A 23,284-nucleotide genomic window follows, 5' to 3' on the forward strand; every position below is an offset into this window, starting at 1 on the left:
TATCGTTTACCACTGAAATAAATTTTTGACATGGCTATCAAGATCACGGATGAATGTATCAATTGCGGAGCCTGTGAACCGGAGTGCCCGAATAATGCCATTTATGAGGGAGGGGTGGAATGGGCCATTGCCGACGGAACAAGCATAAAGGGAGAATATACCTTGATGGACGGCACCGCAGTGGATGCCGACCAGCGTATGGAGCCCATCAGCGTGGACTATTATTATATCGTACCCAATAAATGTACTGAGTGCCAGGGCTTTCATGAAGAACCCCAGTGTGCAGCGGTATGCCCGGTAGATTGCTGCGTGCCGGACGAAATGTACCGGGAAACCGTGGATGAGCTGCTATCCAAAAAGGAACGGCTCCACATCTGAGCATGCGGACATCCGGACCGCAGGCCCGGAGCTGCCGAAAGCATTTAAGCCCGTCTGTTTCCGCAGTACGGGCTTTTTTAAAACCGGAAACGCGCAGCGTTCATCAAGGCCTTTGAAAATCATAGTGGGCGAGATAAACCAGCAGCCTCAAACCGGAAACTGGAAACCAGAAACCCGGAAACCGGACCATTGACTATTGACCCATGACGATATGAAAAAAAACATTGCCCTGGTAGCAGGCGGATATTCCGGAGAGTACGGTATTTCCATGCAAAGTGCCGTAACCATCGAAAAGCATATTGACAAGGAGCGGTACGATGTCTATAAAATAGAGATCACCCGCGCGGCCTGGCAGCACATTACAGACAAGGGTGAAGTGGTGCAGGTAGACCGGAATGATTTCTCCCTGACGCTGAACGGGCGCAAGGTCACCTTTGATGCCGTGTTTATCGGCATACACGGCACCCCGGGCGAAGACGGCCGTCTTCAGGGTTATTTCGATATGCTGGGCATCCCCTATACCAGCTGCGGATCGGTCACCTCCGCGCTTACCTTTAACAAAAGCTATTGCAACAAGGTGGTTGCCGCGCTGGGTGTGGTAAACATATCCCCCTCGGTGCATCTCTTCCGGAACCAGCCTTATGCCATTGCCGATATCCTGCGGCAGGTGGAGCTGCCCTGTTTTGTAAAGCCCAACGAAGGCGGCAGCAGCGTGGGCATGTCCCGCGTAACCACCGTGGACGATCTGGAACCGGCGCTCGAAAAGGCTTTCCGTGAAGATAGCCAGGTGCTGGTAGAGCAGTTTGTGCCGGGCCGGGAATTCAGCTGCGGTCTTTTTAAAACCCAGGGTATCTTTACCGTGCTGCCCATTACCGAGATCATCAGCACCCGCGATTTTTTTGATTATGAAGCCAAGTATACCCCCGGTCTGGCCCAGGAGGTGACGCCCGCCGAAGCGGCGGAGTCCCTGCAGCAACGGATCCGTCAGACCGCCTGCAGTCTTTATAACGCCCTGAACTGCCGCGGGATTACGCGGATTGACTTCATCTGGAAAGAGGAGACCGACGAGCTCTTTTTCCTGGAGATCAATACCATGCCGGGGCAGTCCGACGGCAGCATTGTACCGAAGCAGGTGCGGGCGGCGGGGATGACCCTGAAGGATTTTTACGGCTCTTTGCTGGAGGCCTGCTTTGAATGATTTGAAGGTTATAATTGGGGATATAAGCAAAAAATAGGAAATTCGATTTTTGTTAAAACCGATTGCCCGTGTTTAAAAGATCTTTTCTGGCCAACCTGATTGCCGTAATTGTATTGATTATTATACTGGCCATCCTCTTTTTTACCCTGCTGGGCGTGATCACGCGTCACGGCAAGACCCTGCGGGTGCCCAAGGTAACCGGGCAGCAGGGCGCAGAAGCCAGCCGCCTGCTGGGCTCGCTGGACTTTAACGTAGTAGTGCAGGATTCTGCCTATACCGATACGGCAGCTCCACTGACCGTGCTGCGGCAGACGCCGGAAGCCGGTTTTGTGGTGAAGGTGGGCCGTACCGTATATCTTACCCTCAATAAAAAAATGCCGCCGACCACCGCCATGCCGGACCTGGTCAACTATTCCTTCCGCAGCGCCATGATGACCCTCGAAAGCCAGCGGCTGAACTTAGGCGACACGCTTTACCGCCCCGATATTGCCAAGGATGCCGTATTGCAGCAGCTGTACAACGGCAAGCCCATTGCCCCGGGCACCCTGGTGCCGGAAGGCGCGCGCATTACCCTGGTGCTGGGCGACGGTATCGGGAATGTGGACAACCCCGTTCCCAACCTGGTGGGGCTGACCTATTTGCAGGCCCTCGATCTGCTGAGCGCAAGCAACCTGAACCGCGGGGTGGTGCTGACGGATGGCGTGCTGACCGACACCGCCAACGCCCATGTGTTCAGGCAGAATCCTTCTGCCAGAAGCGCTTCCGGCGCCCCCCATTATATCCGTGCAGGCGAAAGCATCGATCTTTGGATATCGCAGGACAGCACTGCGGCCGGAATCCCTCCGGCAGACTCGTCAGCCCTGTGAATTGACCGGAATGCGTTAACTTCGCGGTGATATTTTCAGCTTGAACAATCCGAAATACCGATCCTGATCATTATGGAAAACATTACAGTAGCGGAACTGAAAAAGCGGCTGGACAAAGGAGAAGATGTCCGCCTGGTGGATGTGCGGGAGCCGTACGAACACGAGGAATTTAATATCGGAGGTATATTGTTGCCCCTGGGCGATATCCGCGCCATGATGGTGGATGAGCTCGAGCCTTATAAAGACGACGAGCTCGTGCTTTACTGCCGCAGCGGCAACCGTAGCGGACAGGCCGCCATGCTGCTCGAGACCATGGGTTTCACCAATGTCGTGAACCTCGAGGGCGGCATGCTCAAATGGCAGGAGCAGGCCGGAAGCTAAGGCTCAAGCTTTTTCCTCCCAGATGCTGCAGAGGTGTACGATGGTCTGCACGGCCTTCTGCATATCCTGTATGCTGATCCATTCCTGCCGGGAGTGAAAGGCATGTCCGCCGGCAAAGATATTGGGACAGGGAAGGCCCATAAAAGAAAGACGACAGCCGTCGGTCCCTCCGCGGATGCTGTGCCGCTCCGGTCGCAGGCCGGCCCTCCGGATGGCCTCTTCCGCATAAGCGGTTACCTCCGGATAACGGTCCAGCACCGTTTTCATATTGCGGTATTGCTCCGTTACCTTCCATTCCACCTGCGCTCCCGGGTAGTTACGAAGCACCCTTTCCATCACCGCCTGCAGCAATTGCTCATGACCCCTCAGACCGGAGAGGGTAAAATCCCGCAGGAGAAATTCAATAACGGCCTTTTCGCCCCCTGCTTCCAAATGAAGCGGATGGATGAATCCGGCTTTTCCCTCTGTCGTTTCCGGTGAGAGCTGGTCTTTGGGGAGGGCATCGATAATGGCGGCGGCCACCTTTACGGCGTTGACCATCCTGCCTTTTGCAAAACCGGTGTGTGCAGCAATACCGTGGATGATAATCTCCACGGCGTCTGCACAAAAGGTCTCGTCTTCCAGCGAGCCGGCGGTTTCTCCGTCCATCGTATAGCCATAGTCGGCTCCCAGCTTTTTCAGATCCACATGGTCTACCCCGCGGCCGATCTCTTCATCCGGCGTGAAAAGCAGGCGGATGTTCCCGTGCTTTATCTCGGGATGGGCAACGAGGTAGTGCACGGCATCCATGATCTCCGCCAGCCCGGCCTTGTCGTCTGCGCCCAGCAGGGTAGTGCCGGAGGCGGTAATAATATCCTCCCCCTTTTTACCGGCCAGAGCGGGATGCTCCTCCGCGCGGATCACCTGGGCCGGATCGTCCGGCAGCACAATGGGGTTCCCGTCGTATTGCCGGTGTACCAGCGGTTTAACGCCGGCGCCGCTGCAATCCGGCGAGGTGTCCGCATGCGAGCAGAAGCAGATCACCGGTACCTGCTTGGCGGTATTGGCAGGCAGGGTGGCATATACATACCCGTATTCGTCGAGCTCAGCGTCGGCCAATCCCATATCCCGCAGCTCCTGCGCCAGCAGCCGCAGCAGGTCCAGCTGCCCCGCGCTGGAAGGAAAGCCCGTAGAGCGGGGATCGGACTGTGTATCGATCCGTACATAACGGAGAAAGCGGTCTGCGACCGTATAAGCATAGTTTTCAAACATGGCTTAGCAGATATGATGCCGGCCGGGTGTCGTGAGGTTGACCCGTGCTCAGCCGATCTCTACCAATTCTATGTCAAAAGTCAGTTCCTTTCCCGCCAGCGGATGGTTGGCGTCCAGGGTGAGGGTATCGTTGCCGATGGCCGTCACCACGACGGGCATGGTCTGTCCCTCCTGGCTGCGCATCTGCAGCTGCATGCCCACTTCCGGCTTAAGGTCGGCCGGCATCCGGTCGGCCGGAAATTCGATGACCAGCTCTTCATCACGCGGACCATAGGCTTCCTCCACGGGGATGTTCACCGTCTTCTTGTCGCCGACTTTCATATCGATCATAGCGTCGTCGAAGCCTTTGATCACCATGCCTTCCCCTACCTGGAACTGCAGAGGATCGCGGCCTTCGGAACTGTCAAAAGTTTCGCCGTTGCCGAGCCGTCCGTGATAGTGCACCTTTACGGTATCTCCTTTCTTCGCAGTCTGCATAAAAAAAGTTTAATAAGATGAATAAAACTGCAAGGTAAGAAAAAATGCCCGGGCTGCCCCGATATACCCTGTAACAGGGGCAGGCCGCCGGCGGTACCGCCGGAGCAGCGCAAAGAATATTATCTTTGTCACAACATCAACAGTTCTCCCATGCGCCTGATCCTGTTCTTTTTGCCCCTGCTGATTTTCTGTGCTCCGCATATCCCGGATCATGCGGAGGCTGCCCGGCGGCCACAGCCGCAGAAGATACTTACCGGTGCAGACCAAACCGAAAAATATCTTCCCCTGCTGGATGGAAAGCGCGTAGGCCTGCTGGTGAACCAGACCTCCCTTGTAGGAGAGCAGAACCTGGTGGATACACTGCTGAAAAGAGGGGTGAAGATCGTAAAGATATTCGGACCGGAACATGGTTTCCGGGGTAATGCCGACGCGGGTGAAACCGTCGGCAACAGCACCGACCCGGCAACCGGGCTGCCGGTGATCTCGCTCTATGGCAAGCACAACAAGCCTACTTCCGTAGAGCTGACTGATGTGGACGTCATGTTGTATGATATCCAGGATGTCGGCGCGCGCTTTTATACCTACATCAGCTCCATGCAGCGGTTTATGGAAGCCGCCGCCGAGAACCACAAGCCCTTTATCATCCTGGACCGTCCCAATCCCAACGGGTTTTATGTGGATGGCCCCGTGCTGGACCTGAAGTTCCGGTCCGGCGTCGGTCCGCAGCCTATCCCAATCGTATACGGGATGACGATCGGGGAGTATGCCCGTATGCTGATCGGGGAACGCTGGCTGAGCAGTCCGGATCTGCAGCCGGAGCTGACCGTTATACCCTGCCGCGGCTATACCCACCGGAGCCGTTATACCCTGCCGGTACGTCCGTCGCCCAACCTGCCGGACATGACTTCGGTATATCTTTATCCTTCCCTGTGCTTTTTTGAAGGCACGGACTGCAGCGTGGGCCGGGGCACGGATCGTCCTTTTCAGGTTTTCGGCCGCCCGGACTTTCCGCCGGATCTCTATGCTTTTACGCCCCGCAGCCGTCCGGGCGCCAAAAATCCCCCTCAGCTGGACAAGCGCTGCTATGGTTTCCTTGCGGCGGCATCTCCGGAGGAGGCCCTGCGGGAAACCGGCGGGAAGATACAGCTGAAATGGCTGCTCGAAGCCTATCGTCTGGCGCCGGACAAGGATCATTTTTTCAATGCGTATTTTAACAAGCTGGCGGGCAACGACGCGCTGATGCAGCAGGTAAAGGCCGGCTGGAGCGCAGAAAAGATCCGGGCAAGCTGGGCGCCGGAGCTGACCCGGTTTAAAGAGATCAGACAGCGCTACCTGCTGTATCCCTGAGTGTGCCGCATCCCGAGGCGTGGCCGGAAGCCCGCTGCCTTTTAATCTTCAAAACCGCATCCCATGACTACCGGAACATCTCGCCATACGCCCCTTCCCGGGAAAAAACTGCGCATTGTTTTTATGGGGACGCCGGAATTTGCGGTGCCCTCGCTGGATATCCTGATCAAAAACGGCTGGCCCGTCGTGGGGGTGGTAACAGCCCCGGACAAGCCCTCCGGCCGGGGGCTGAAACTGCAGCAGAGCGCGGTAAAGGAGTATGCGGTCGCCAACGACCTCCCCGTGCTCCAGCCACCAAAGCTGCGCGACCCGGGCTTTCTGGAGGAGCTGCGCGCCCTCGGGGCCGATCTGCAGGTAGTGGTGGCCTTCCGGATGCTTCCCGAAGTGGTGTGGGCCATGCCGCGCCTCGGCACCATTAACCTGCACGGTTCCCTGCTTCCGCAATACCGGGGAGCGGCCCCGATCAACTGGGCGATCATCAACGGGGAAAAGGAAACCGGGGTTACCACCTTTCTGCTGCAGCAGGAAATTGATACCGGCAGTATGCTTTTTCAGGAACGGATGCCCATACGCCGCGATGAGACGGCCGGCGAGCTCCACGATGAGATGATGCATACGGGAGCGAAGCTGCTGTTAAAGACCGTGGAAGCCATGGCGGCGGGCGGCTATACGACCTCCCCTCAGCCGGAGCTGCCGGAATCGCAGCTGAAGCGGGCGCCCAAGCTGTTTAAGGAAGACGGGAAGATCGACTGGCAGCAGGATACCGCCGCCGTCTATAACCGTATCCGGGGGCTCGGCCCTTACCCGGGCGCATGGACCTGGCTGCAGGACAAGACCCTGAAGATATTCCGGGCGGAGAAAGAAAGGATGCCGCCCCGGGCAGACCCCGGCGCCTGGGATACCGACTACAAAAGCTTTCTCCGCTTTGCGTGTGCCGATGGGTGGATACGCGTGCTGGAAGTGCAGCTGGAAGGAAAAAAGCGGATGCCTGTCGGAGAATTCCTGCGGGGGTACCGCCGGGGTTAACCCAAGCTTCCCTTTACCATACGGTCTTTTCCGAACAGGTCCTGCCGCAGGACGACGGGATTCAGCCCCGCCTTACGAAAGAGAGCGGCCACGCTGTCGCCCAGGGCCTCGTTGATCTCCACATACAGGGCGCCTCCGGGCCGCAGCTTCCGACAGGCCAGCCGGGCAAGTGCGCGATAAAAAAGCAGGGGGTCTTCGTCCGGCACAAAAAGGGCCTGCGCCGGCTCGTGGTCCCGGACATGGGGAGCCATGGCCCCGGCCTCGCTGCGGCGGATATATGGGGGATTGCTGACCAGGATGTCGCAGCCCGGCATCGCGGGCCAGGTCGTCTCATCCAGCATGTCCGCTTTTATCCAGCCGATATCCAGGCCATAACGGCTTGCGTTTCCGGCAGCCACGGCCAGCGCGCCCGCACTGATATCCGTACCGGTGGTCTGCAGGTCCGGCAGGGTCTTTTTCAGGGCAATGGCGATGCAGCCGCTGCCGGTCCCCGCATCTATGAGCTGCTGCGCTTTTGACGGAGCTTTCTCCTGGTCCTGTATGATCCATTCCACCAGCTCTTCCGTTTCGGGTCTGGGAATGAGCACTTCTTCGTTTACCCGTAACCGTAAATCATGGAACCAGGCTTCTTCAAGCACATATTGCACGGGTGCCTGCAGCCGCAGCCGGTCAAACGCCGCTTGCAGCCGGCTCTGCTGCACCCCGGTAAGGCAGGCATCGCGGTCCGTTATCCGCTGCAGCCGGCTTTTCCCGGTTACCGATTCCAGGACGAGGTCTGTAATCGCCTCCGCTTCCCGCGCTTCATACAGGGGATGCAGCAGCTGGCTGTAATGTTGCCTTGCTTCCCGGAAATTCATCATGGCCTGTGTTTCCCTGTTTTCCACAGCCGCCATACGATCAGGAAATCCCCTGCGCCGGCAAGCGTAAAGATAAAACCAAAGCAGAGTGCGGAGAGTGCGCCCGTAGCCAGGCCGTACAGCGCGGGCCCCAGTCCCAGCAGGAGGGCCGGCATGAGCGCCCCGGTCTTGTATTGCCAGCGCTTCAGGGGCGCGGTACAATGGCAGTAGGGAGTGAGCGAACGCCACAGGATACCAAAGCGGACGGACCGCAAGCCGGACCGGCAGAAGAACGCCCAGGTAAGGCCGTGGATCAGCTCATGCAGCAGGATGCCCGCACCCAGGCACAGCAACAGCAGGAGCGGATGCGGCCATTTTACCCCCAGGGCGGCGGTGGCGAGGTTTCTTCCCCAGATCATCCGGTAGGGAACGGCATAAAGCACAAAAATGGGCATGACAAAAAGCAGGGCATATAGATTGGCCCTGGCGGCGGCGGCCGAGAGTCTTTTTTGCTGACCGGTATGCTGCTCCATTGTCATTCCGCGAAGGTACGATATCGTTGAAAACCGTTTCCCGGGATTGCCTACTTTTGTACATCCCGTTTTTCATGAAAGAAGACATCATTACAGCAGAAAAGATGATGCGGCGTTGCCTGCAGCTGGCGGCCCGCGGAGCCGGGAGCGTAGCGCCCAATCCGATGGTGGGAGCGGTGCTGGTTTACGGGGAGCGCATCATCGGGGAAGGCTGGCACGCCCGCTACGGGGAAGCGCATGCCGAAGTAAACTGCCTGGAAAGCGTTACGAAGGAAGACCGCCCACTGATCAGCGCATCTACCCTGTATGTGAGCCTGGAGCCCTGCGCCCACCATGGGAAAACGCCTCCCTGCGCCGACCGCATTATACGGGAACGGATACCCAGGGTGGTGATCGGCTGCACCGATACCTTTGCCGAAGTAGCCGGAAAAGGGATCGGAAAATTAAGATCCGCCGGGGTGGCGGTGGAGACGGGTGTGCTGGAAACGGAATGCCGTTACATAAACCGGCGCTTTTTTACCTTTCACGAACAACGGCGTCCTTACGTGATGCTGAAATGGGCCCGGACGCCTGAAGGCGCCGTGGCCTGCGCCGATGGCGCTGCCCTGAAGATATCCGGCGACAGCACCGACCGGCTGGTTCATCGCTGGCGGAGCGAGGAGGCGGCCATATTGGTGGGTTCCGGCACCGTACTGTCTGACGACCCGCTGCTGACGACCCGGTACTGGAGCGGAAGCTCCCCCCTCCGTATTGTGCTGGACAGGAGATTGCGCATACCGGAAAAGGCCCGCCTGCTGCAGGATGGCGGACCCACCTGGATATTCAGCGGCCTGAAAACCGGCAAACGCGGAGCGGTGGAATGGATCGCTGCAGATCCGGACGCTTTTCCGGAGACGGTGCTGCAGGAATTGTACCGGCGTAAGGTGCAGTCTGTGCTGGTGGAAGGCGGCCCCGCGGTGCTGCAGTCCTTCCTGGATCATGGCTGCTGGGATGAGGCGCGCGTCATCACCGGGCAGGTAAGCCTGCCCGGCGGAATACGGGAGCCGGCTTGTTCGCACTGGAAGCTTGGGGAACATGCGCTGCTGCATGGCGATGAAATAAATACCTATTATCCGGCATAATGGAGACACACAGCTATCTTACCATAGAGCGGAATGCCGAGGCGGAATTCAAGGACCGGGGAAGCCGGTTCCTGGCTTTTGCTTTTCCGGTGAGCACGCCGGAAGCGGTAAAAGAGCGGCTGCAGTCGGTACGGAAGGAGCATCCCAAAGCCAGCCATCACTGTTTTGCCTATCGCCTGGGCACCGAAGGGCTCCTGTTCCGCGTCAGCGATGCGGGAGAGCCTTCCGGAACGGCAGGGAAGCCGATCCTGGGTCAGATAGACCGCCGCGGGCTGACGGACGTGCTGGTGACCGTAGTCCGCTACTTCGGCGGTACGCTGCTGGGCGTGCCGGGGCTGATCCAGGCGTACAGGAGCGCCGCCGCGCTTGCCCTTCAGCTTACCCCGGCAGTGCGCAAGCAGATTGAAGAGACCTGCGAGCTGCAGTTTGATTATACGACGCTCAACCAGGTGCTGCAGACGGTACGGCAATACCGCTGCAGCATACAGCAGCAGGAGCTGCAGCTGTTCTGTAGCTTGCGTATAGGTATTCCCGTGAATAAGCTGCAGGATTGCCTGAAAGACCTGAAAGGGATTCCCAACCTGGAGATAGCCTTTCGCCTTAAAGAGGGTGTATGAACCGTGTGCTGACCTTTCGCTCCTTGCTGCCGGGCGTATAGGTATAGAAGCCCTCCCCGCTTTTTATCCCCAGGCATCCTGCGGTCACCATGTTGACCAGTAAGGGACAGGGGGCGTATTTGGATCCGCCCAGCCCCGCCGCCAGTACCTGCAGGATGGAAAGACATACATCCAGCCCTATGAAATCGGCCAGCTGCAGGGGACCCATCGGGTGGGACATGCCCAGCCGCATCACTGTGTCGATGGCTTCCACGTCGCCGACACCCTCGTGCAGGGCAAATATCGCTTCATTGATCATGGGCATGAGGATGCGGTTGGCCGCAAAACCCGGGTAATCGTTTATCAGACAGGGTGTTTTTCCGAGATCGCGCGCCAGTGCCGTCACGGCGGCGACCGTCTCCCCGCTGGTATGATAGCCGCGGATGACCTCTACCAGTTCCATCACCGGTACCGGATTCATAAAATGCATGCCGACGACCTTCCCGGGCCGGCGGGTGGCAGCGGCGATCCGGGTAATGGAGATAGAAGAGGTATTGGTGGCCAGGATGGCGGCGGGAGGCGCCTCCCGGTCCAGCATCCGGAATATATCCAGCTTGGTGGGGGCGTCCTCGGTGGCAGCTTCGACGACCAGCGCCGCTTCCCTGACGCTTTCCTGCAGCGAGGCGGAACAGCGGAGCCGCGAAAGGGTTTCCGTCTTTTCCCGGGCAGACAGCCGCGCTTTGGCCAGCTGCCGGTCCAGGTTCCGGGATATCGTTTGCAGGGCCTTCTCCAGGGCCTCCGGTGATAAGTCGCAGAGGGTGACGTTAAATCCCTTTTGGGCAAATATATGAGCAATGCCGTTTCCCATCGTTCCCGCCCCGATGACCGCTATATTTTGCATGAACAGGAGGTTTGCCGTGAAAGATCATGCAATTTATGTATTTTCATCCGCTCGTATTCGTTTTCAGGGGCCGGATCTGCCTGCCATCGCTTTGCGGCGGGCAGGAGACCTCGAAGTTGCATCGAGATTAGCGTCCCCGCAAAAGAAATCACTATACCATGCAGGCAGCTCTTTTTTACCGGATACCCTGTGCCCACGGAGAAGCTTCCCTGTGGCACGAAAAACGGCAGCAGTTTTTCTGGCTGGACATCCTGAAAAAAAAGCTGCACAATATCGATCCGCTGACCAAGGTACACCAGGCCTGGTCCCTGCGTTCCCTCTCGGGGACCATCGTTCCCGATGAGCAGGGTCGCATTGTCATCGGCATGCAGGGCTTTGTGGACCGCTTTGATCCGGATACCGGCAAGGTGGAGACGTTGCTGGAGCTGGAACAGGACCGGCCGCACAACCGCAGCAACGATGGTAAATGCGACCCGGCAGGACGCTTCTGGCTGGGCACGATGGAGCTGGACGGGAAGCCCCATGAGGGCAACCTTTATTGCATCGGACCCGACCTCAATCCGGAAGTAAAAATAGCGCGTACCTCCATTTCTAACGGTATCGTATGGACGAAGGATAAGAAAACGATGTATTATATTGATACGTCTACCGGCTGTGTGCAGGCCTATGATTACGACGATATCTCGGGCGGCATTCGTTTCCGGGAAAACGTCATACGGCTGTCGCCCGGCATGGGATACCCGGATGGGATGACCATCGATGAAAACGACCGGCTCTGGGTGGCGCACTGGGGTGGAGCGGGGGTCTATCACTGGGATCCCCTTACGGGAGAGATGCTCGCTAAGGTAGATGTGGCGGCGCCCAACGTGAGCTCCTGCGTTTTCGGCGGGAAAGACCTGGATACCCTGTACATCACTACCTCCCGGAAGGATCTGGAAAAGGCCGACCTGGAAAAATATCCGCTCAGCGGAAGCATCTTTGCGGTAAGACCCGGTGTAAAGGGATTTGCACCCAATGTATTCCGGGGCTGATCCCCCCTTGCGGAAGGGAAAAGACCCGTTTATGAATTTTTCCCGGGAGATAGGCTAATTATTATTATTTTTCCCGCCCGTAAAACGGAAAAGACGCCGGGAAGGCTATGCGCGCCGGCACGACCTGTTCACCGTATTGTCAAGAAACGACCTGAATTATGCACCTGCAGCTCATCGATTATCTGATCATCGGACTCTATTTTGTTTTCGTGATCAGCATCGGGTTTTTTATTAAAAAAAGGGTAAAGACCAGCAACGACTTTTTAATGAGTAACCGGTCTATCCCCCTGTGGATCACCAGCCTGGCCTTTATATCGGCCAACCTGGGCGCGCAGGAAGTAATTGGTATGGCCGCTTCGGGCGCCAAATACGGGATCATGACCAGCCACTTCTACTGGGTAGGAGCGATCCCGGCCATGCTTTTCCTGGGCGTATTCATGATGCCTTTTTATTATGGCAGCAAGGCCCGCTCCGTGCCGGAATACCTGGCCAAACGCTTTGACGAGAAAACAAGGGGCTTCAATGCCATCACCTTTGCCGTGATGACGATCTTCAGCTCGGGCATATCCCTGTACGCGCTGGCCCTGCTGTTCCAGACCATCCTGGGGTGGAGCTTTGAGTTCTCCATCTTCCTGGCAGCAGGCGTGGTGCTGGTCTATACTTTCCTGGGCGGTCTTACCAGCGCCGTTTACAATGAGGTGCTGCAGTTCTTCCTGATCGTCCTGGGCATTGCCCCGCTGGTATACCTGGGTATCCACCAGGCGGGCGGCTGGCAGGGTATCGTAAAAAATATACCCGAGCCCATGACCCATGCCTGGAAATACATGGGCGATGCGGATGCCAACGCCATGGGAGTGAATATCTGGCAGATGGCCATGGGGCTTGGCTTTGTGCTGTCCTTCGGCTACTGGTGTACGGATTTCCTGGTGGTACAGCGCGCCATGATCGCGCGTAACATGACCGCCGCGCAGAAGACCCCGCTGATCGCCGGTTTCCCCAAGATGATCATGCCCTTCATCGTGATCCTGCCGGGTATTATCGCCATTGCCCTGCAGGCCAGCGGCAGCTATACCCTCCCGTTAAAGCCGGACGGGGTAACGCCCAACTACGACATGGCGCTGCCTTCCCTGCTGGGTCATTTTTATCCCAGCGGTATTCTCGGGGTTGGTCTCACCGCACTTTTCGCCTCTTTTATGTCCGGCATGGCGGGCAATGTCACCGCTTTCAATACGGTATGGACCTTTGACATCTACCAGTCTTATTTTGCACCGGGCAAAAGCGACAAGCACTATCTCATGGTGGGCAAGCTGGCTACCGTGTTCGGGATACTGGCCTCCATCGCCACCGCTTATCTGGCCAGGAGCTTTAACAATATCATGGATTTTCTGCAGCTGGTGTTCGGCTTTGTGAACGCCCCGCTTTTTGCCACCTTCTTCCTGGGCATGTTCTGGAAGAAGACCACGGCCAACGGCGCCTTCTGGGGCCTGCTGGGCGGCACTGCAGCGGCGGCTTTCACCCACGGGCTCACCCTGGCTGAAGGAAAAGGCGCCTGGATCGCCAACCTGCATGAGTTTCGCTCCACCATGGGGCAGAACTTCATGATCGCCATCATGGCCTTCAGCTGCTGCTTTGTGCTGACCTGGACGATCAGCCTGTTTACCCGGAAAAAAGAAGAGCCCGAGCTGGTAGGACTGGTGTACAGCCTTACCCCGCGACCGGAAACAAAGCATCTTGTCTGGTACAGGAAACCCGTGACGCTGGCGGTTATCGTACTGGTGCTTACCCTTTTGCTGAACCTGATCTTCTACTGATCCGAAAAATAATATGCCATGAAGAATATGATTGATCTCCGTTTTGTGGTAGGCTTTTTCTTTCTGCTGGTGGGTATCATGCTGCTGATCGTTTCCTTTACCGGACAAACCGGGCTGCCTGTCGGAGAGACCATCAATCGCGATTGCGGGATAGTGTTTGTCGTTTTTTCCCTGGTCATGCTGGCCATGTGGAAATGGGGCGGTATGGAAAAAAATGCGGAAGAAAGCGAACACGTCTCCACGGATAACTAATATGCGCCTTTGCGGTGCCTGCTCGGGATTATGCGCTATTTACTCGGATACGATATCGGTTCTTCCTCGGTAAAGGGAGCTCTGCTGGATGCGGCCACCGGCCGCTGCCTGGCGGCAGCCTTCTCTCCGGAGGAGGAAATGCCCATCCTGGCCCCCCGACCCGGCTGGGCGGAGCAGGATCCAGAAGCCTGGTGGAAAGAGGTGATAACGGTAACGGATAAACTTCGTAATATCCACCCTTTCGGACCCGGGGACATCGTCGGTATCGGGCTTTCCTACCAGATGCACGGCCTGGTATGCCTGGACAGGGAAGGACGGGTGCTGCGGCCCGCCATCATCTGGTGCGACAGCCGGGCAGTAGCCAGGGGCGAAGCGGCCGTGAATGCGCTGGGGCGGGATTTTTGCCTGGACCGGTATCTGAATGCTCCCGGTAATTTTACCGCCTCCAAGCTCAGCTGGGTAAAGGAAAATGAACCCGCTGTATTTGAAAAGATATACAAGGTAATGCTGCCGGGCGACTATATCGCCTGTCGCATGTCCGGGGAAATGACCACTACCGTTTCGGGCCTCTCGGAAGGTATCTGGTGGGATTTCAGGGAGCAGCGGATAGCTTCGGATATCTGCGGTTTCTACGGTTATCCGGAAGACCTGCTCTGTCCGGTGGTTCCTGCCTTCGGCGAGCAGGTACGGCTGAATGCGGCCGCGGCGCAGGCCCTGGGAATAGCCGCGGGCACTCCCGTTACTTACCGTGCCGGCGACCAGCCCAACAACGCCTATACGCTGGGTGTGCTCAGTCCCGGGGAAGCGGCTGCCACTGCGGGTACCAGCGGGGTGGTATACGGGGTGAACGACCGTATACAGTCGGACCCTGCTTCCCGGGTGAATACCTTTGTGCATGTAAACCATACTCCGGAGCAGGTGCGCAACGGCGTTTTGCTGTGCGTAAACGGCACCGGCATACTGTACAACTGGCTGAAGAAAAACCTGGCGATGGATGGTTATGAGCGGATGAACGAACTGGCCGCTACCGTGGAACCCGGCGCCGGGGGACTGTTGTTCCTCCCCTTCGGGAACGGTGCGGAGCGTATCCTGGAAAACCGCGACCTTGGCGCCAGCCTGGTTGGCCTGAATTTTAACATCCATACCCGGGCGCATATGCTGCGGGCTGCACAGGAAGGCATCGTATATGCGTTACGGTTCGGCCTTGAGATCATGCTGGAAATGGGAGTGGAGGTAACCCGTGTAAAGGCGGGGGCAGCCAACATGTTCCTGAGCCCTGTGTTCCGGAATATTTTTGCGTCCACTACCGGAGCCGTCATCGAGCTTTTCCGTACCGACGGAGCCCAGGGCGCAGCCCGTGCGGCAGGAGTAGGGGCCGGCTACTATGCCGGTTACCGGGAAAGCTACATAGGTATGGAATCGGCGGGCGTTGTAGAACCCGACCCCACAAAACGCGATCGCTATGAAACGGCATACCGCCGCTGGAAACAGGAGCTGGAAAAAACGCTGACCACATCCGCGGAAGCATAAAAAGAACCAAACACATTAAATATACAGAACCATGAACATCCTGACAGGTGATAAAACGTATTTCGAAAATATCGGAAAGATCGCGTATGAAGGCCCGGAATCCGATAATCCCCTGGCCTTTAAATGGTATGACGAAAACAAAGTGGTCGGCGGAAAAACGATGAAGGAATTCTTCAGGTTTGCCGTGGCTTACTGGCATACCTTCTGCAATACCGGCGGTGACCCCTTTGGCCCGGGTACCAAAAATTATCCCTGGGATGCGCAAAAAGATGCCGTGCAGCGGGCTAAGGATAAGATGGATGCCGCCTTTGAGCTGATCACCAAGCTGGGTATCCCTTACTACTGCTTTCATGATATCGACCTGGTGGACGAGGGCGCTTCCCTGCGTGAATATGAGCAACGGCTGCAAGCCATTGTCGGCTACGCCGGGGAGAAGCAGAAAGCCAGCGGCGTAAGGCTGCTCTGGGGTACGGCGAATGTGTTCAGTCATCCCCGTTATATGAACGGGGCCGGGACCAACCCGGATTTTTCCGTGGTGGCATGCGCCGGCACCCAGATCAAAAATGCGCTTGACGCCACCATTGCCCTCGGGGGGGAAAACTATGTATTCTGGGGCGGTCGCGAAGGATATATGACCCTGCTGAATACCGACATGAAGCGGGAAAAGGAGCACCTGGCGCGCCTGCTGACCATGGCGCGGGATTATGCCCGCAAGCAGGGCTTCCGCGGTACCTTCCTCATAGAGCCCAAACCCTGCGAGCCCACCAAGCACCAGTATGATTACGATACCGAAACCGTCATCGGCTTCCTGCGTCATTACGGGCTGGACAAAGACTTTAAACTGAATATCGAGGTAAACCATGCTACCCTGGCCGGCCATACCTTCCAGCACGAGCTGCAGGCCGCCGCCGATGCCGGCATGCTGGGAAGTATAGACGCCAACCGGGGCGACTATCAGAACGGTTGGGATACAGACCAGTTTCCCACTAACCTGAACGAGCTGGCCGAAGCCATGCTGGTCATTCTCGAGGCCGGCGGCTTTGCAGGGGGAGGCGTGAATTTTGATGCCAAGACCCGCCGTAACTCCACGGATCTCGAGGATATCTTCCTGGCGCATATCGGCGGCATGGACGCCTTTGCCCGGGGACTGATCATAGCCGACCGCATCCTGCAGCATTCTCCCTATAAAAAATTCCGTACCGAACGTTACCGCTCTTTCGACAGCGGAAAAGGAAAGGACTTTGAAGCCGGAAAGCTGTCGCTCGAAGACCTGCGCGATGTTGCCCTCGGAAACGGGGAACCGGTGCGTACCAGCGGGAAGCAGGAATGGCTGGAAAACCTGATCAATCAGTATATCTGATTGCAGCATAAGTTGGCTGTGCATGATTTTTGCGGTGCTTTCACGTTAAGAAACTATCCATGTCAGCCATCAGCATCATACAAGGCGATATCACCCAACTCGCCGTCGACGCCATTGTAAACGCCGCCAACGAATCGCTCACCGGCGGCGGCGGGGTGGACGGGGCCATACACCGGGCTGCAGGACCGGGTTTGCTGGAAGAATGCCGGAAGCTGAACGGCTGCCCTACCGGAGAAGCAAAGATCACCGGCGGTTATCACCTCCCGGCTCCCCACGTGATCCATACCGTAGGGCCTGTATGGCAGGGCGGCGCGCAGGGGGAGGAGGCGTTGCTGGAGAGCTGCTACCGCAAAAGCCTGCAGCTGGCCGCGGATCATGAACTGAAAACCATTGCTTTTCCCGCGATCAGCACAGGCGTATATGGCTACCCGTTTGAGGCCGCCGCTAAAGCCGCCATCCGTACGGTCCGCGCGTTTCTGGACCAACCCTCTTCCCTGACAGAAGTGGTGTTCGTATTATATGGTACGCCGGATTATAAGCAGTTTATGGAAATATACGGCGATACGTGATGCTACTCCGCAGATGAAGAGAAATTTCCCCACCCGCTCCTCATACCCCTCTGATATGTCCCGTAAAAGCGCCGGTATTCTCTTATTCAGGAAACAAAAAAAGCTTGAAGTGCTGCTGGTGCATCCCGGAGGTCCTTTCTGGCAAAAAAAGGACCTGGGTGCGTGGTCGATCCCCAAAGGAGAGATCGACGAGCAGGAGGACCCGCTGGCTGCGGCCAAAAGAGAATTTAAGGAAGAGACCGGTATGGAGATAGACGGCGACTTTACAGCCCTTGACCCCGTAATACAGAAGGGCGGGAAAACCGTGTATGCCTGGGCTGTGGAAGGAGACCTGGACCCTGAAAACATCGCGGGCAACACTTTTTCGCTGCAATGGCCACCCGGCAGCGGAAAGGCCCGCACCTATCCCGAAGTAGACCGCGCCGCCTGGTTTGACCTGCCCACAGCAAGACAAAAGATCAACGACAGACAGGCCGCCTTCCTGGATGCGCTGGAAACGCTGCTGCGCAAAAAATAAGGAGGGAACAGTTTTTGTATCTACAGCGGATGGCACGGCTATCTTGCCGCGTTATACCAAACCGCCTCCTATGAGTCTTCAGCAATACCGAGAAAAGCGGTCGTTCCGGGACACTCCCGAGCCTCGGTCCGGAAAAAGCAAAGACAAGGCGCTGCATTTTGTGGTGCAGAAGCACGACGCCTCCCGCCTGCATTATGATTTCCGGCTCGAGATGGACGGGGTGCTGAAAAGCTGGGCCGTACCCAAAGGTCCCTCCCTGGACCCAAAAGACAAACGCCTGGCCATGATGGTCGAAGACCATCCTTATGATTACAAGGATTTTGAAGGCATTATTCCCGAAGGCAACTACGGCGCAGGTACGGTGATCGTATGGGATGAAGGCACCTACGAACCTATCGACGGCGCCGGGGAAAAGAAAGAGCAGGAGAAATCGCTTTTAAAGCAGCTAAAGGCCGGCTCTTTGAAGATTGCCCTGAAAGGGAAGAAGCTGAAAGGAGAGTTCGCCCTGGTCAGGACCAAAGGCATGGCGGAGAACTCCTGGCTGCTGATCAAGCACCGGGATAAATATGCTGCAGCGACCGACGTCACCAAAAAGGACAAATCGGTGCTTAGCGGAAAGAGCATCAGCAGGATGGCCGCCGCTCCGGAAGGCGTATACGGGGAGAAAAAAAACCGTAAGACCGCCTCCCGTAAAACGGCTGCAGAGAAAGCTTCCGCTAAAAAGGGCGCAGGAAAGACCGCTGCGAAAAAGACGGCTGTGAAGAAACGCAGCGCCGCCTCCCGCACACGGCAAAAGAAGGCGGACACGGCATCCGGGGAGAAGGAAAACCCGGCGACCTCAAACCTGACCGTGAACAGCATTCTTGAAAAAGCGCCTGCTGCACCTTTTTCAGAAAACTTGTCGCCCATGCTGGCGACGCTTGTGGACGAGCCTTTTGACGATGAAGACTGGGAGTATGAGATCAAATGGGACGGATACCGTGCGCTCGGTTTCCGCCATAAGCATATCACCCTGCTCAAATCGAGGAACAACAAATCATTTGACGTCCAGTTTTACCCCGTGCATGATGCCCTGAAAAGCTGGGATATCGATGCCGTGGTCGACGGTGAGATCGTAGTCGTCGATAAAAAGGGAATCGCTCACTTCAATGCGTTGCAGAACTGGCGCAGCGAAGCCGACGGGGAGCTGCTATACTATGTTTTTGACCTGCTCTGGTACAAGGGCCGTCTGCTGACGGGACTTCCGTTGAAAGAAAGAATGGCGGTACTGAAGAGCATGCTGCCGGCGGAAGACGACAGCATCATCCGGGGCAGCTTTTCGGTCAGGGGGGAAGGTAGGCAGTTTTTCTCCGCTGCCAAGGAGATGGGACTCGAAGGGATGATCGCCAAAAAGCTGGACAGCCGGTACGAACCGGGAGAGCGTTCCCGGAACTGGCTAAAGATAAAAGTGTCCAGACGCCAGGAAGCGGTGATAATAGGATATACCCGGAATACGGGTTCTCCAAAGCTGTTCAGCTCCCTGCTGCTGGGTGCATACAGCAACGGACGGCTGGAATATGTAGGCAAGGTAGGCACCGGGTTTAACGCAAAAATGCAGCAGGAGATGATGAAGCGTTTCAAGTCGCTGATCATAAAGAAGAGCCCGCTGAAGGATATCCCCGATTACAACAAGCCCTCCCGCTTCCGCCCCAACCCGCCCCATGCCAGCGCTACCTGGCTGAAACCCGAGCTGGTCTGTGAGATCAGCTTCAGTGAAGTGACGCAGGACGGCGTTTTCCGGCATCCCGCCTTTGAAGGAATGCGTGCGGACAAAAATGCCCGGCAGGTGGTAAGGGAAAAAGAGATGCCCGTAGAAGCGGTGGTAGAGGAAGATCCGGAAGAGAAACCGGCCCGGAAAGCCGGACGGAAAAAGCCGGTAAAAGATAAAGCGGTAAAGGACAAAGCGGGTGTGCCGGTGATAAAGCCGCCGGTAAAAAACGGCCGCAAGACCTTGCTGAATCCGCAGGATAAAACGCAGGTCAGGAAAGTCAGCGGGGTCGAGCTGAAGTTTACTCACCTCGAAAAGCCGTTCTGGCCCGAGGAAGGCATCACCAAGCGGGACCTGCTGAACTATTATTATCAGATAGCGCCTTATATCCTTCCCTATCTGAAAAACAGACCGCAGTCGCTCAACCGGTTCCCCGACGGTTATCGCGGAAAACATTTTTACCAGAAGGATGTGTCCGGTAAGATACCCTCCTGGATAGATACCCTGCCTTACAAGAGCCAGGATGACGATCGCCGGAAAAAATTTCTCGTCGTGACCAACGAAGCCAGCCTGCTCTACGTGGCCAATTACGGCTGCGTAGAGATGAATCCCTGGAACAGCACGGTGAAGAAGCCGGAAAATCCGGATTGGTGTATCCTGGATCTGGATCCGGACGTAAAAGGCAATTTCGGGCAGGTAATAGAAGCGGCCCGCGTCATTCACGAGCTGCTGGAGGATGCCGGCATTCCTTCTTATCCGAAAACCTCCGGCTCTACGGGCATGCACATCTATATTCCTCTCCATGCCCGGTACACCTATGAGGAGTCCAAGGAGTTCGCCAGGCTGATCGTGACCATTGTCCACCATCAGATACCCGGATTTACCACCATAGAACGGCAGCTGAGTGACAGGAAAGGCAAGATGTACCTCGATTTTCTGCAAAACCGGCCTCAGGCCACGCTGGCTGCGCCTTACTCCGTAAGACCAAAGCCCGGCGCCACGGTTTCCATGCCCCTGCACTGGGACGAGGTGAAAAAAGGACTGAAAATGCAGGATTTTACCCTCAAGCGGGTGCCCGATATGCTGAAAGAACGGGGCGACCTGTTCAGCGGCGTGCTTGGCAAAGGGATCAGCCTGTCCAAATCGTTGAAGACGCTTCGCAGCTACCTGTGACGGTAGCATTCTAAACACACTTCGTGCTGTTATGCCTGATCAGGTGATTTTCCTGTCCGGGATAACAAATTTTTATACCCTCTTCTTTTGCCCGTCTGTCAGGCCCTTCGCGGGAAAACGGCTCTTCCGGGGCAAGAAAAAAGCCCCCCGGGAAAAAGTTAATGCCTATATTTAAACCCCTCTAAAAGGCCGTTAGGACAGAAATATCAACGTATATGATGAACAGGAGGCAATTTATCAGCTCGGTTTCGACAGTGACCCTCGGGGCCGGAGCCGGGATGCTGTCATTCCCCTCTTTCTGGGGTCGTCCGCCCATCCGCTGGGCAATGGGAGTAATACTCTGGCGCGGATACGCCGCCCGCAGGATACCCTTGCAGGAAGTGATCCAGGATATGCACGACCTGGGTCTCGATGGCGTGGAATACAGTCCCCGTAAAGGAGAGCTGGAGCGGAACGGCTTAACCCGGGAAAGCTTCCGCGACCTGCTCCGCAAGAAGAAGCTGGCGGTCAGCGCGCATTATTGGGGCGCTCCCTTTTATGATGCCGGTCGTAAAGCGGAGATCGTCGCTTCTTTCCGGGAAACGATGGAGAGCCTGAAATTCTACGGATCAAAAAATATCGTGGTCGGCCCCGGCAGCCGTAAGGCTGGCGATCCTGCGGAGCTTATCCGCAAGTCGGCCCCTCTATTAAACGAACTGGGGAAAATGGCGCTGGATCAGGGTATCCAGATCGGTATCCATCCGCACTATAATACTTTTATTGAAAAGCCCGGCGAGATTGACCTGGCGATGGAACTGACCGATCCGAGGTATGTGCATCTCTCGCCCGATACCGGACACCTTGCCATGGGCGGCGGAAATGTGCTTGAGATATTGCGCACTTACAAAGACCGCCTTAACTATTTTCATTTCAAGGATGTTGCCGGAGAGGTAAAGCGGCCGAACTTTGGCCCCAACCTCCGGGAGCTGGGTAAAGGAGAAGTTGATCTTCCTGCTGTGATGCGTCTTCTAAAGGAAATAAAGTTCCGCGGATGGATCAACCAGGAACAGGACAGCACAAGGCTGACACCCCGCGAGTCGGCTACCCAGAGCATAGCATATATCAACGCAAAGCTCAAGCCGATATATGGCAGATAGTTCCCGGTGATCATTTGAAGACCATTAAAATGTGAAGCATTGACAACGGATTGAATTATTTTTAGGTTGTCTTGCCGATCTTCGGAGACCTTTTGAAAAAGCGTTAAAAACAAAAAATAATCATTAACAGATGAAAAGGATTTTTGGTGTATTGTTTTTATTGCCCCTGGGTACGGTAGCCGCCCTGGCGCAACAACAGGAAAAAGCCCCGCAGATGACGCACGAAATGACCGAGTTCTGGTCTCCCGTCCCCAAAGTGGTGACCCCGGGCCAGTCTCCGTCTGATGCAGCCACTCCTGCTCCTTCGGACGCCATTGTATTGTTCGACGGCAAGGATCTTTCTCAATGGGAAGGCGCTCCCGATGCCGATGTACTGGTAAAAGGCAAGGACATGTCCAAGTTCAAAAGCTCGGCTGGGAAAACGGCCCAGTGGACCATAAAAGACGGTGTGCTGACGGTCAATAAAGCAGCCGGCGACATACAAACCAAGCAGACCTTCGGGGATTTTCAGCTGCATATCGAATGGCGTATACCGGAAGATATAGCGGGGAGTAGCCAGGCCCGGGGCAACAGCGGTGTATTTTTGCAGGGCCGTTATGAGCTGCAGATACTGGATTCGTACCATAACGAAACCTATGTAAACGGGCAGGCGGCCAGCATCTACAAGCAAACCGCCCCGCTGGTGAATGCCATGCGGAAACCCGGCGACTGGAATGTCTACGATATCCTTTACACCGCTCCCACCTTTAAGGAAGACGGAACCTACCGGACAAAGCCGATGGTTACCGTATTGCAAAACGGCGTATTGGTACAGTACAATACGGTCATCCAGGGTACGACGCCGTTTATCGGTCTTCCGCAGGTGGCGCCGCAGGGCAATGGGCCCATCCGGCTGCAGGCACACGGGGACAAAAGCAAGCCGATCAGCTTCCGCAACATCTGGATCAGAACGTTGTAATCAAAAAACGAATACAGGTATAAATAACATTCATCATTTTAATCTGAGCAACGATGATAGATACACCGATAGTGCCGGTGCCGGCGCGTACCGAGAAGCGGGTATGCGAGGTATCCTGGTTTGACGATCTGTGCGGCGGGGATACGGCGTTTCTGGGGACGGTGGACCCCTCGCGTCGCAGCAACTACCCCCACTGTGCGGACATTATAAAGACGGCGGACCGGATGGGCTTTAGGAACATACTGCTGCCGACCTCCTATATCGTCGGCCAGGAGGTGATCCCGTTTGC

Annotated in this window: 24 protein-coding genes; 19 read left to right on the forward strand and 5 right to left on the reverse strand. The window is 56.4% G+C overall.

The genetic code is table 11. The features are described from left to right. The first annotated feature begins 30 nt into the window (after positions 1–30). The 4 genes from ABD851_RS14600 to ABD851_RS14615 all read left to right on the forward strand — a co-directional run bounded on the left by ABD851_RS14600 (position 31) and on the right by ABD851_RS14615 (position 2,823). Complete coding sequence (locus tag ABD851_RS14600) at positions 31–378, forward strand: 4Fe-4S dicluster domain-containing protein (RefSeq protein WP_344980573.1); 348 nt, start codon at positions 31–33, stop codon at positions 376–378. Positions 379–589: 211 nt separating this feature from the next. Then, positions 590–1,576 carry a D-alanine--D-alanine ligase gene (locus tag ABD851_RS14605; RefSeq protein ID WP_344980575.1) on the forward strand — a complete coding sequence of 329 codons (987 nt, stop codon included), beginning with the start codon at positions 590–592 and terminating at the stop codon, positions 1,574–1,576. A 68-nt stretch (positions 1,577–1,644) separates the two neighbouring features. Continuing rightward, positions 1,645–2,442 carry a PASTA domain-containing protein gene (locus ABD851_RS14610; RefSeq protein ID WP_344980577.1) on the forward strand — a complete coding sequence of 266 codons (798 nt, stop codon included), beginning with the start codon at positions 1,645–1,647 and terminating at the stop codon, positions 2,440–2,442. Positions 2,443–2,514: 72 nt separating this feature from the next. Continuing rightward, the gene (locus tag ABD851_RS14615) at positions 2,515–2,823 is read left to right on the forward strand and encodes a rhodanese-like domain-containing protein (protein WP_344980579.1); all 309 of its coding nucleotides are present in this window, start codon (positions 2,515–2,517) and stop codon (positions 2,821–2,823) included. A 3-nt stretch (positions 2,824–2,826) separates the two neighbouring features. Here ABD851_RS14615 and pepT read toward each other — a convergent pair whose 3' ends face one another. Both pepT and ABD851_RS14625 read right to left on the reverse strand, forming a co-directional pair. Then, the gene (gene pepT / locus ABD851_RS14620; protein ID WP_344980581.1) at positions 2,827–4,074 is read right to left on the reverse strand and encodes a peptidase T; all 1,248 of its coding nucleotides are present in this window, start codon (positions 4,072–4,074) and stop codon (positions 2,827–2,829) included. 48 nt (positions 4,075–4,122) lie between these two features. Next, a complete protein-coding gene (locus ABD851_RS14625; protein WP_344980583.1) occupies positions 4,123–4,551 on the reverse strand; it encodes an FKBP-type peptidyl-prolyl cis-trans isomerase in 429 nt (142 codons plus the stop codon). Between the two features lie 150 nt (positions 4,552–4,701). On the opposite strand from ABD851_RS14625, the gene ABD851_RS14630 reads away from it, so the two are divergent. Next, the gene (locus ABD851_RS14630; RefSeq protein ID WP_344980585.1) at positions 4,702–5,898 is read left to right on the forward strand and encodes an exo-beta-N-acetylmuramidase NamZ family protein; all 1,197 of its coding nucleotides are present in this window, start codon (positions 4,702–4,704) and stop codon (positions 5,896–5,898) included. Between the two features lie 63 nt (positions 5,899–5,961). Beyond that, positions 5,962–6,924: a methionyl-tRNA formyltransferase gene (gene fmt, locus ABD851_RS14635; RefSeq protein WP_344980587.1), complete on the forward strand. Its 963-nt coding sequence runs from the start codon at positions 5,962–5,964 to the stop codon at positions 6,922–6,924. On the opposite strand, the gene prmC is transcribed toward fmt, so the two are convergent. Then, positions 6,921–7,784, reverse strand: a complete 864-nt coding sequence (gene prmC / locus ABD851_RS14640; RefSeq protein WP_344980589.1) for a peptide chain release factor N(5)-glutamine methyltransferase — start codon at positions 7,782–7,784, stop codon at positions 6,921–6,923. The genes fmt and prmC overlap by 4 nt on opposite strands. Then, positions 7,781–8,299 (reverse strand): DUF3267 domain-containing protein, encoded by a 519-nt coding sequence (locus ABD851_RS14645; protein WP_344980591.1) that lies wholly within the window; start codon positions 8,297–8,299, stop codon positions 7,781–7,783. The genes prmC and ABD851_RS14645 overlap by 4 nt, the downstream gene beginning before the upstream one ends. A 68-nt stretch (positions 8,300–8,367) precedes the next feature. Here ABD851_RS14645 and ribD point away from each other — a divergent pair, with 68 nt between their 5' ends. Both ribD and ABD851_RS14655 read left to right on the forward strand, forming a co-directional pair. After that, positions 8,368–9,414 (forward strand): bifunctional diaminohydroxyphosphoribosylaminopyrimidine deaminase/5-amino-6-(5-phosphoribosylamino)uracil reductase RibD, encoded by a 1,047-nt coding sequence (gene ribD, locus ABD851_RS14650; protein ID WP_344980593.1) that lies wholly within the window; start codon positions 8,368–8,370, stop codon positions 9,412–9,414. Continuing rightward, positions 9,414–10,031, forward strand: a complete 618-nt coding sequence (locus tag ABD851_RS14655) for an IMPACT family protein (RefSeq protein WP_344980595.1) — start codon at positions 9,414–9,416, stop codon at positions 10,029–10,031. Before ribD ends, ABD851_RS14655 begins: the two co-directional genes overlap by 1 nt. Here the strand turns inward: ABD851_RS14655 and ABD851_RS14660 are convergent. Continuing rightward, the gene (locus ABD851_RS14660) at positions 10,015–10,911 is read right to left on the reverse strand and encodes a 3-hydroxyacyl-CoA dehydrogenase family protein (protein ID WP_344980597.1); all 897 of its coding nucleotides are present in this window, start codon (positions 10,909–10,911) and stop codon (positions 10,015–10,017) included. The genes ABD851_RS14655 and ABD851_RS14660 overlap by 17 nt on opposite strands. 158 nt (positions 10,912–11,069) lie before the next feature. Here ABD851_RS14660 and ABD851_RS14665 point away from each other — a divergent pair, with 158 nt between their 5' ends. The 11 genes from ABD851_RS14665 to ABD851_RS14715 all read left to right on the forward strand — a co-directional run. Then, a complete protein-coding gene (locus tag ABD851_RS14665; protein WP_344980599.1) occupies positions 11,070–11,942 on the forward strand; it encodes an SMP-30/gluconolactonase/LRE family protein in 873 nt (290 codons plus the stop codon). A 158-nt stretch (positions 11,943–12,100) separates the two neighbouring features. Further along, a complete protein-coding gene (locus ABD851_RS14670) occupies positions 12,101–13,753 on the forward strand; it encodes a sodium:solute symporter family protein (protein WP_344980601.1) in 1,653 nt (550 codons plus the stop codon). An 18-nt stretch (positions 13,754–13,771) separates the two neighbouring features. Beyond that, positions 13,772–14,005, forward strand: coding sequence for a hypothetical protein (locus tag ABD851_RS14675; RefSeq protein WP_344980603.1), 234 nt, complete (start codon positions 13,772–13,774; stop codon positions 14,003–14,005). A gap of 30 nt (positions 14,006–14,035) precedes the next feature. After that, a complete protein-coding gene (locus ABD851_RS14680) occupies positions 14,036–15,535 on the forward strand; it encodes a xylulokinase (RefSeq protein WP_344980605.1) in 1,500 nt (499 codons plus the stop codon). Positions 15,536–15,566: 31 nt separating this feature from the next. Beyond that, positions 15,567–16,895 (forward strand): xylose isomerase, encoded by a 1,329-nt coding sequence (xylA, locus tag ABD851_RS14685; protein ID WP_344980607.1) that lies wholly within the window; start codon positions 15,567–15,569, stop codon positions 16,893–16,895. Between the two features lie 59 nt (positions 16,896–16,954). After that, on the forward strand, positions 16,955–17,464 hold the full coding sequence (locus tag ABD851_RS14690) for an O-acetyl-ADP-ribose deacetylase (RefSeq protein ID WP_344980609.1): 510 nt from the start codon (positions 16,955–16,957) through the stop codon (positions 17,462–17,464). Positions 17,465–17,519: 55 nt separating this feature from the next. Then, the gene (locus ABD851_RS14695) at positions 17,520–17,981 is read left to right on the forward strand and encodes an NUDIX hydrolase (RefSeq protein WP_344980611.1); all 462 of its coding nucleotides are present in this window, start codon (positions 17,520–17,522) and stop codon (positions 17,979–17,981) included. 70 nt (positions 17,982–18,051) lie between these two features. Beyond that, a complete protein-coding gene (gene ligD, locus ABD851_RS14700; RefSeq protein WP_344980613.1) occupies positions 18,052–20,901 on the forward strand; it encodes a DNA ligase D in 2,850 nt (949 codons plus the stop codon). 218 nt (positions 20,902–21,119) lie between these two features. Next, entirely contained in the window at positions 21,120–22,037 is a 918-nt protein-coding gene (locus ABD851_RS14705; protein ID WP_344980615.1) for a sugar phosphate isomerase/epimerase family protein, read from the forward strand. A gap of 130 nt (positions 22,038–22,167) precedes the next feature. Further along, on the forward strand, positions 22,168–22,995 hold the full coding sequence (locus tag ABD851_RS14710; RefSeq protein WP_344980617.1) for a 3-keto-disaccharide hydrolase: 828 nt from the start codon (positions 22,168–22,170) through the stop codon (positions 22,993–22,995). 53 nt (positions 22,996–23,048) lie between these two features. After that, a partial coding sequence (locus ABD851_RS14715) for an LLM class oxidoreductase (RefSeq protein ID WP_344980619.1) occupies positions 23,049–23,284 on the forward strand: 236 nt, incomplete at its 3' end.

It is taken from the genome of Compostibacter hankyongensis, assembly GCF_039541075.1.
GTDB lineage: Bacteria > Bacteroidota > Bacteroidia > Chitinophagales > Chitinophagaceae > Compostibacter > Compostibacter hankyongensis.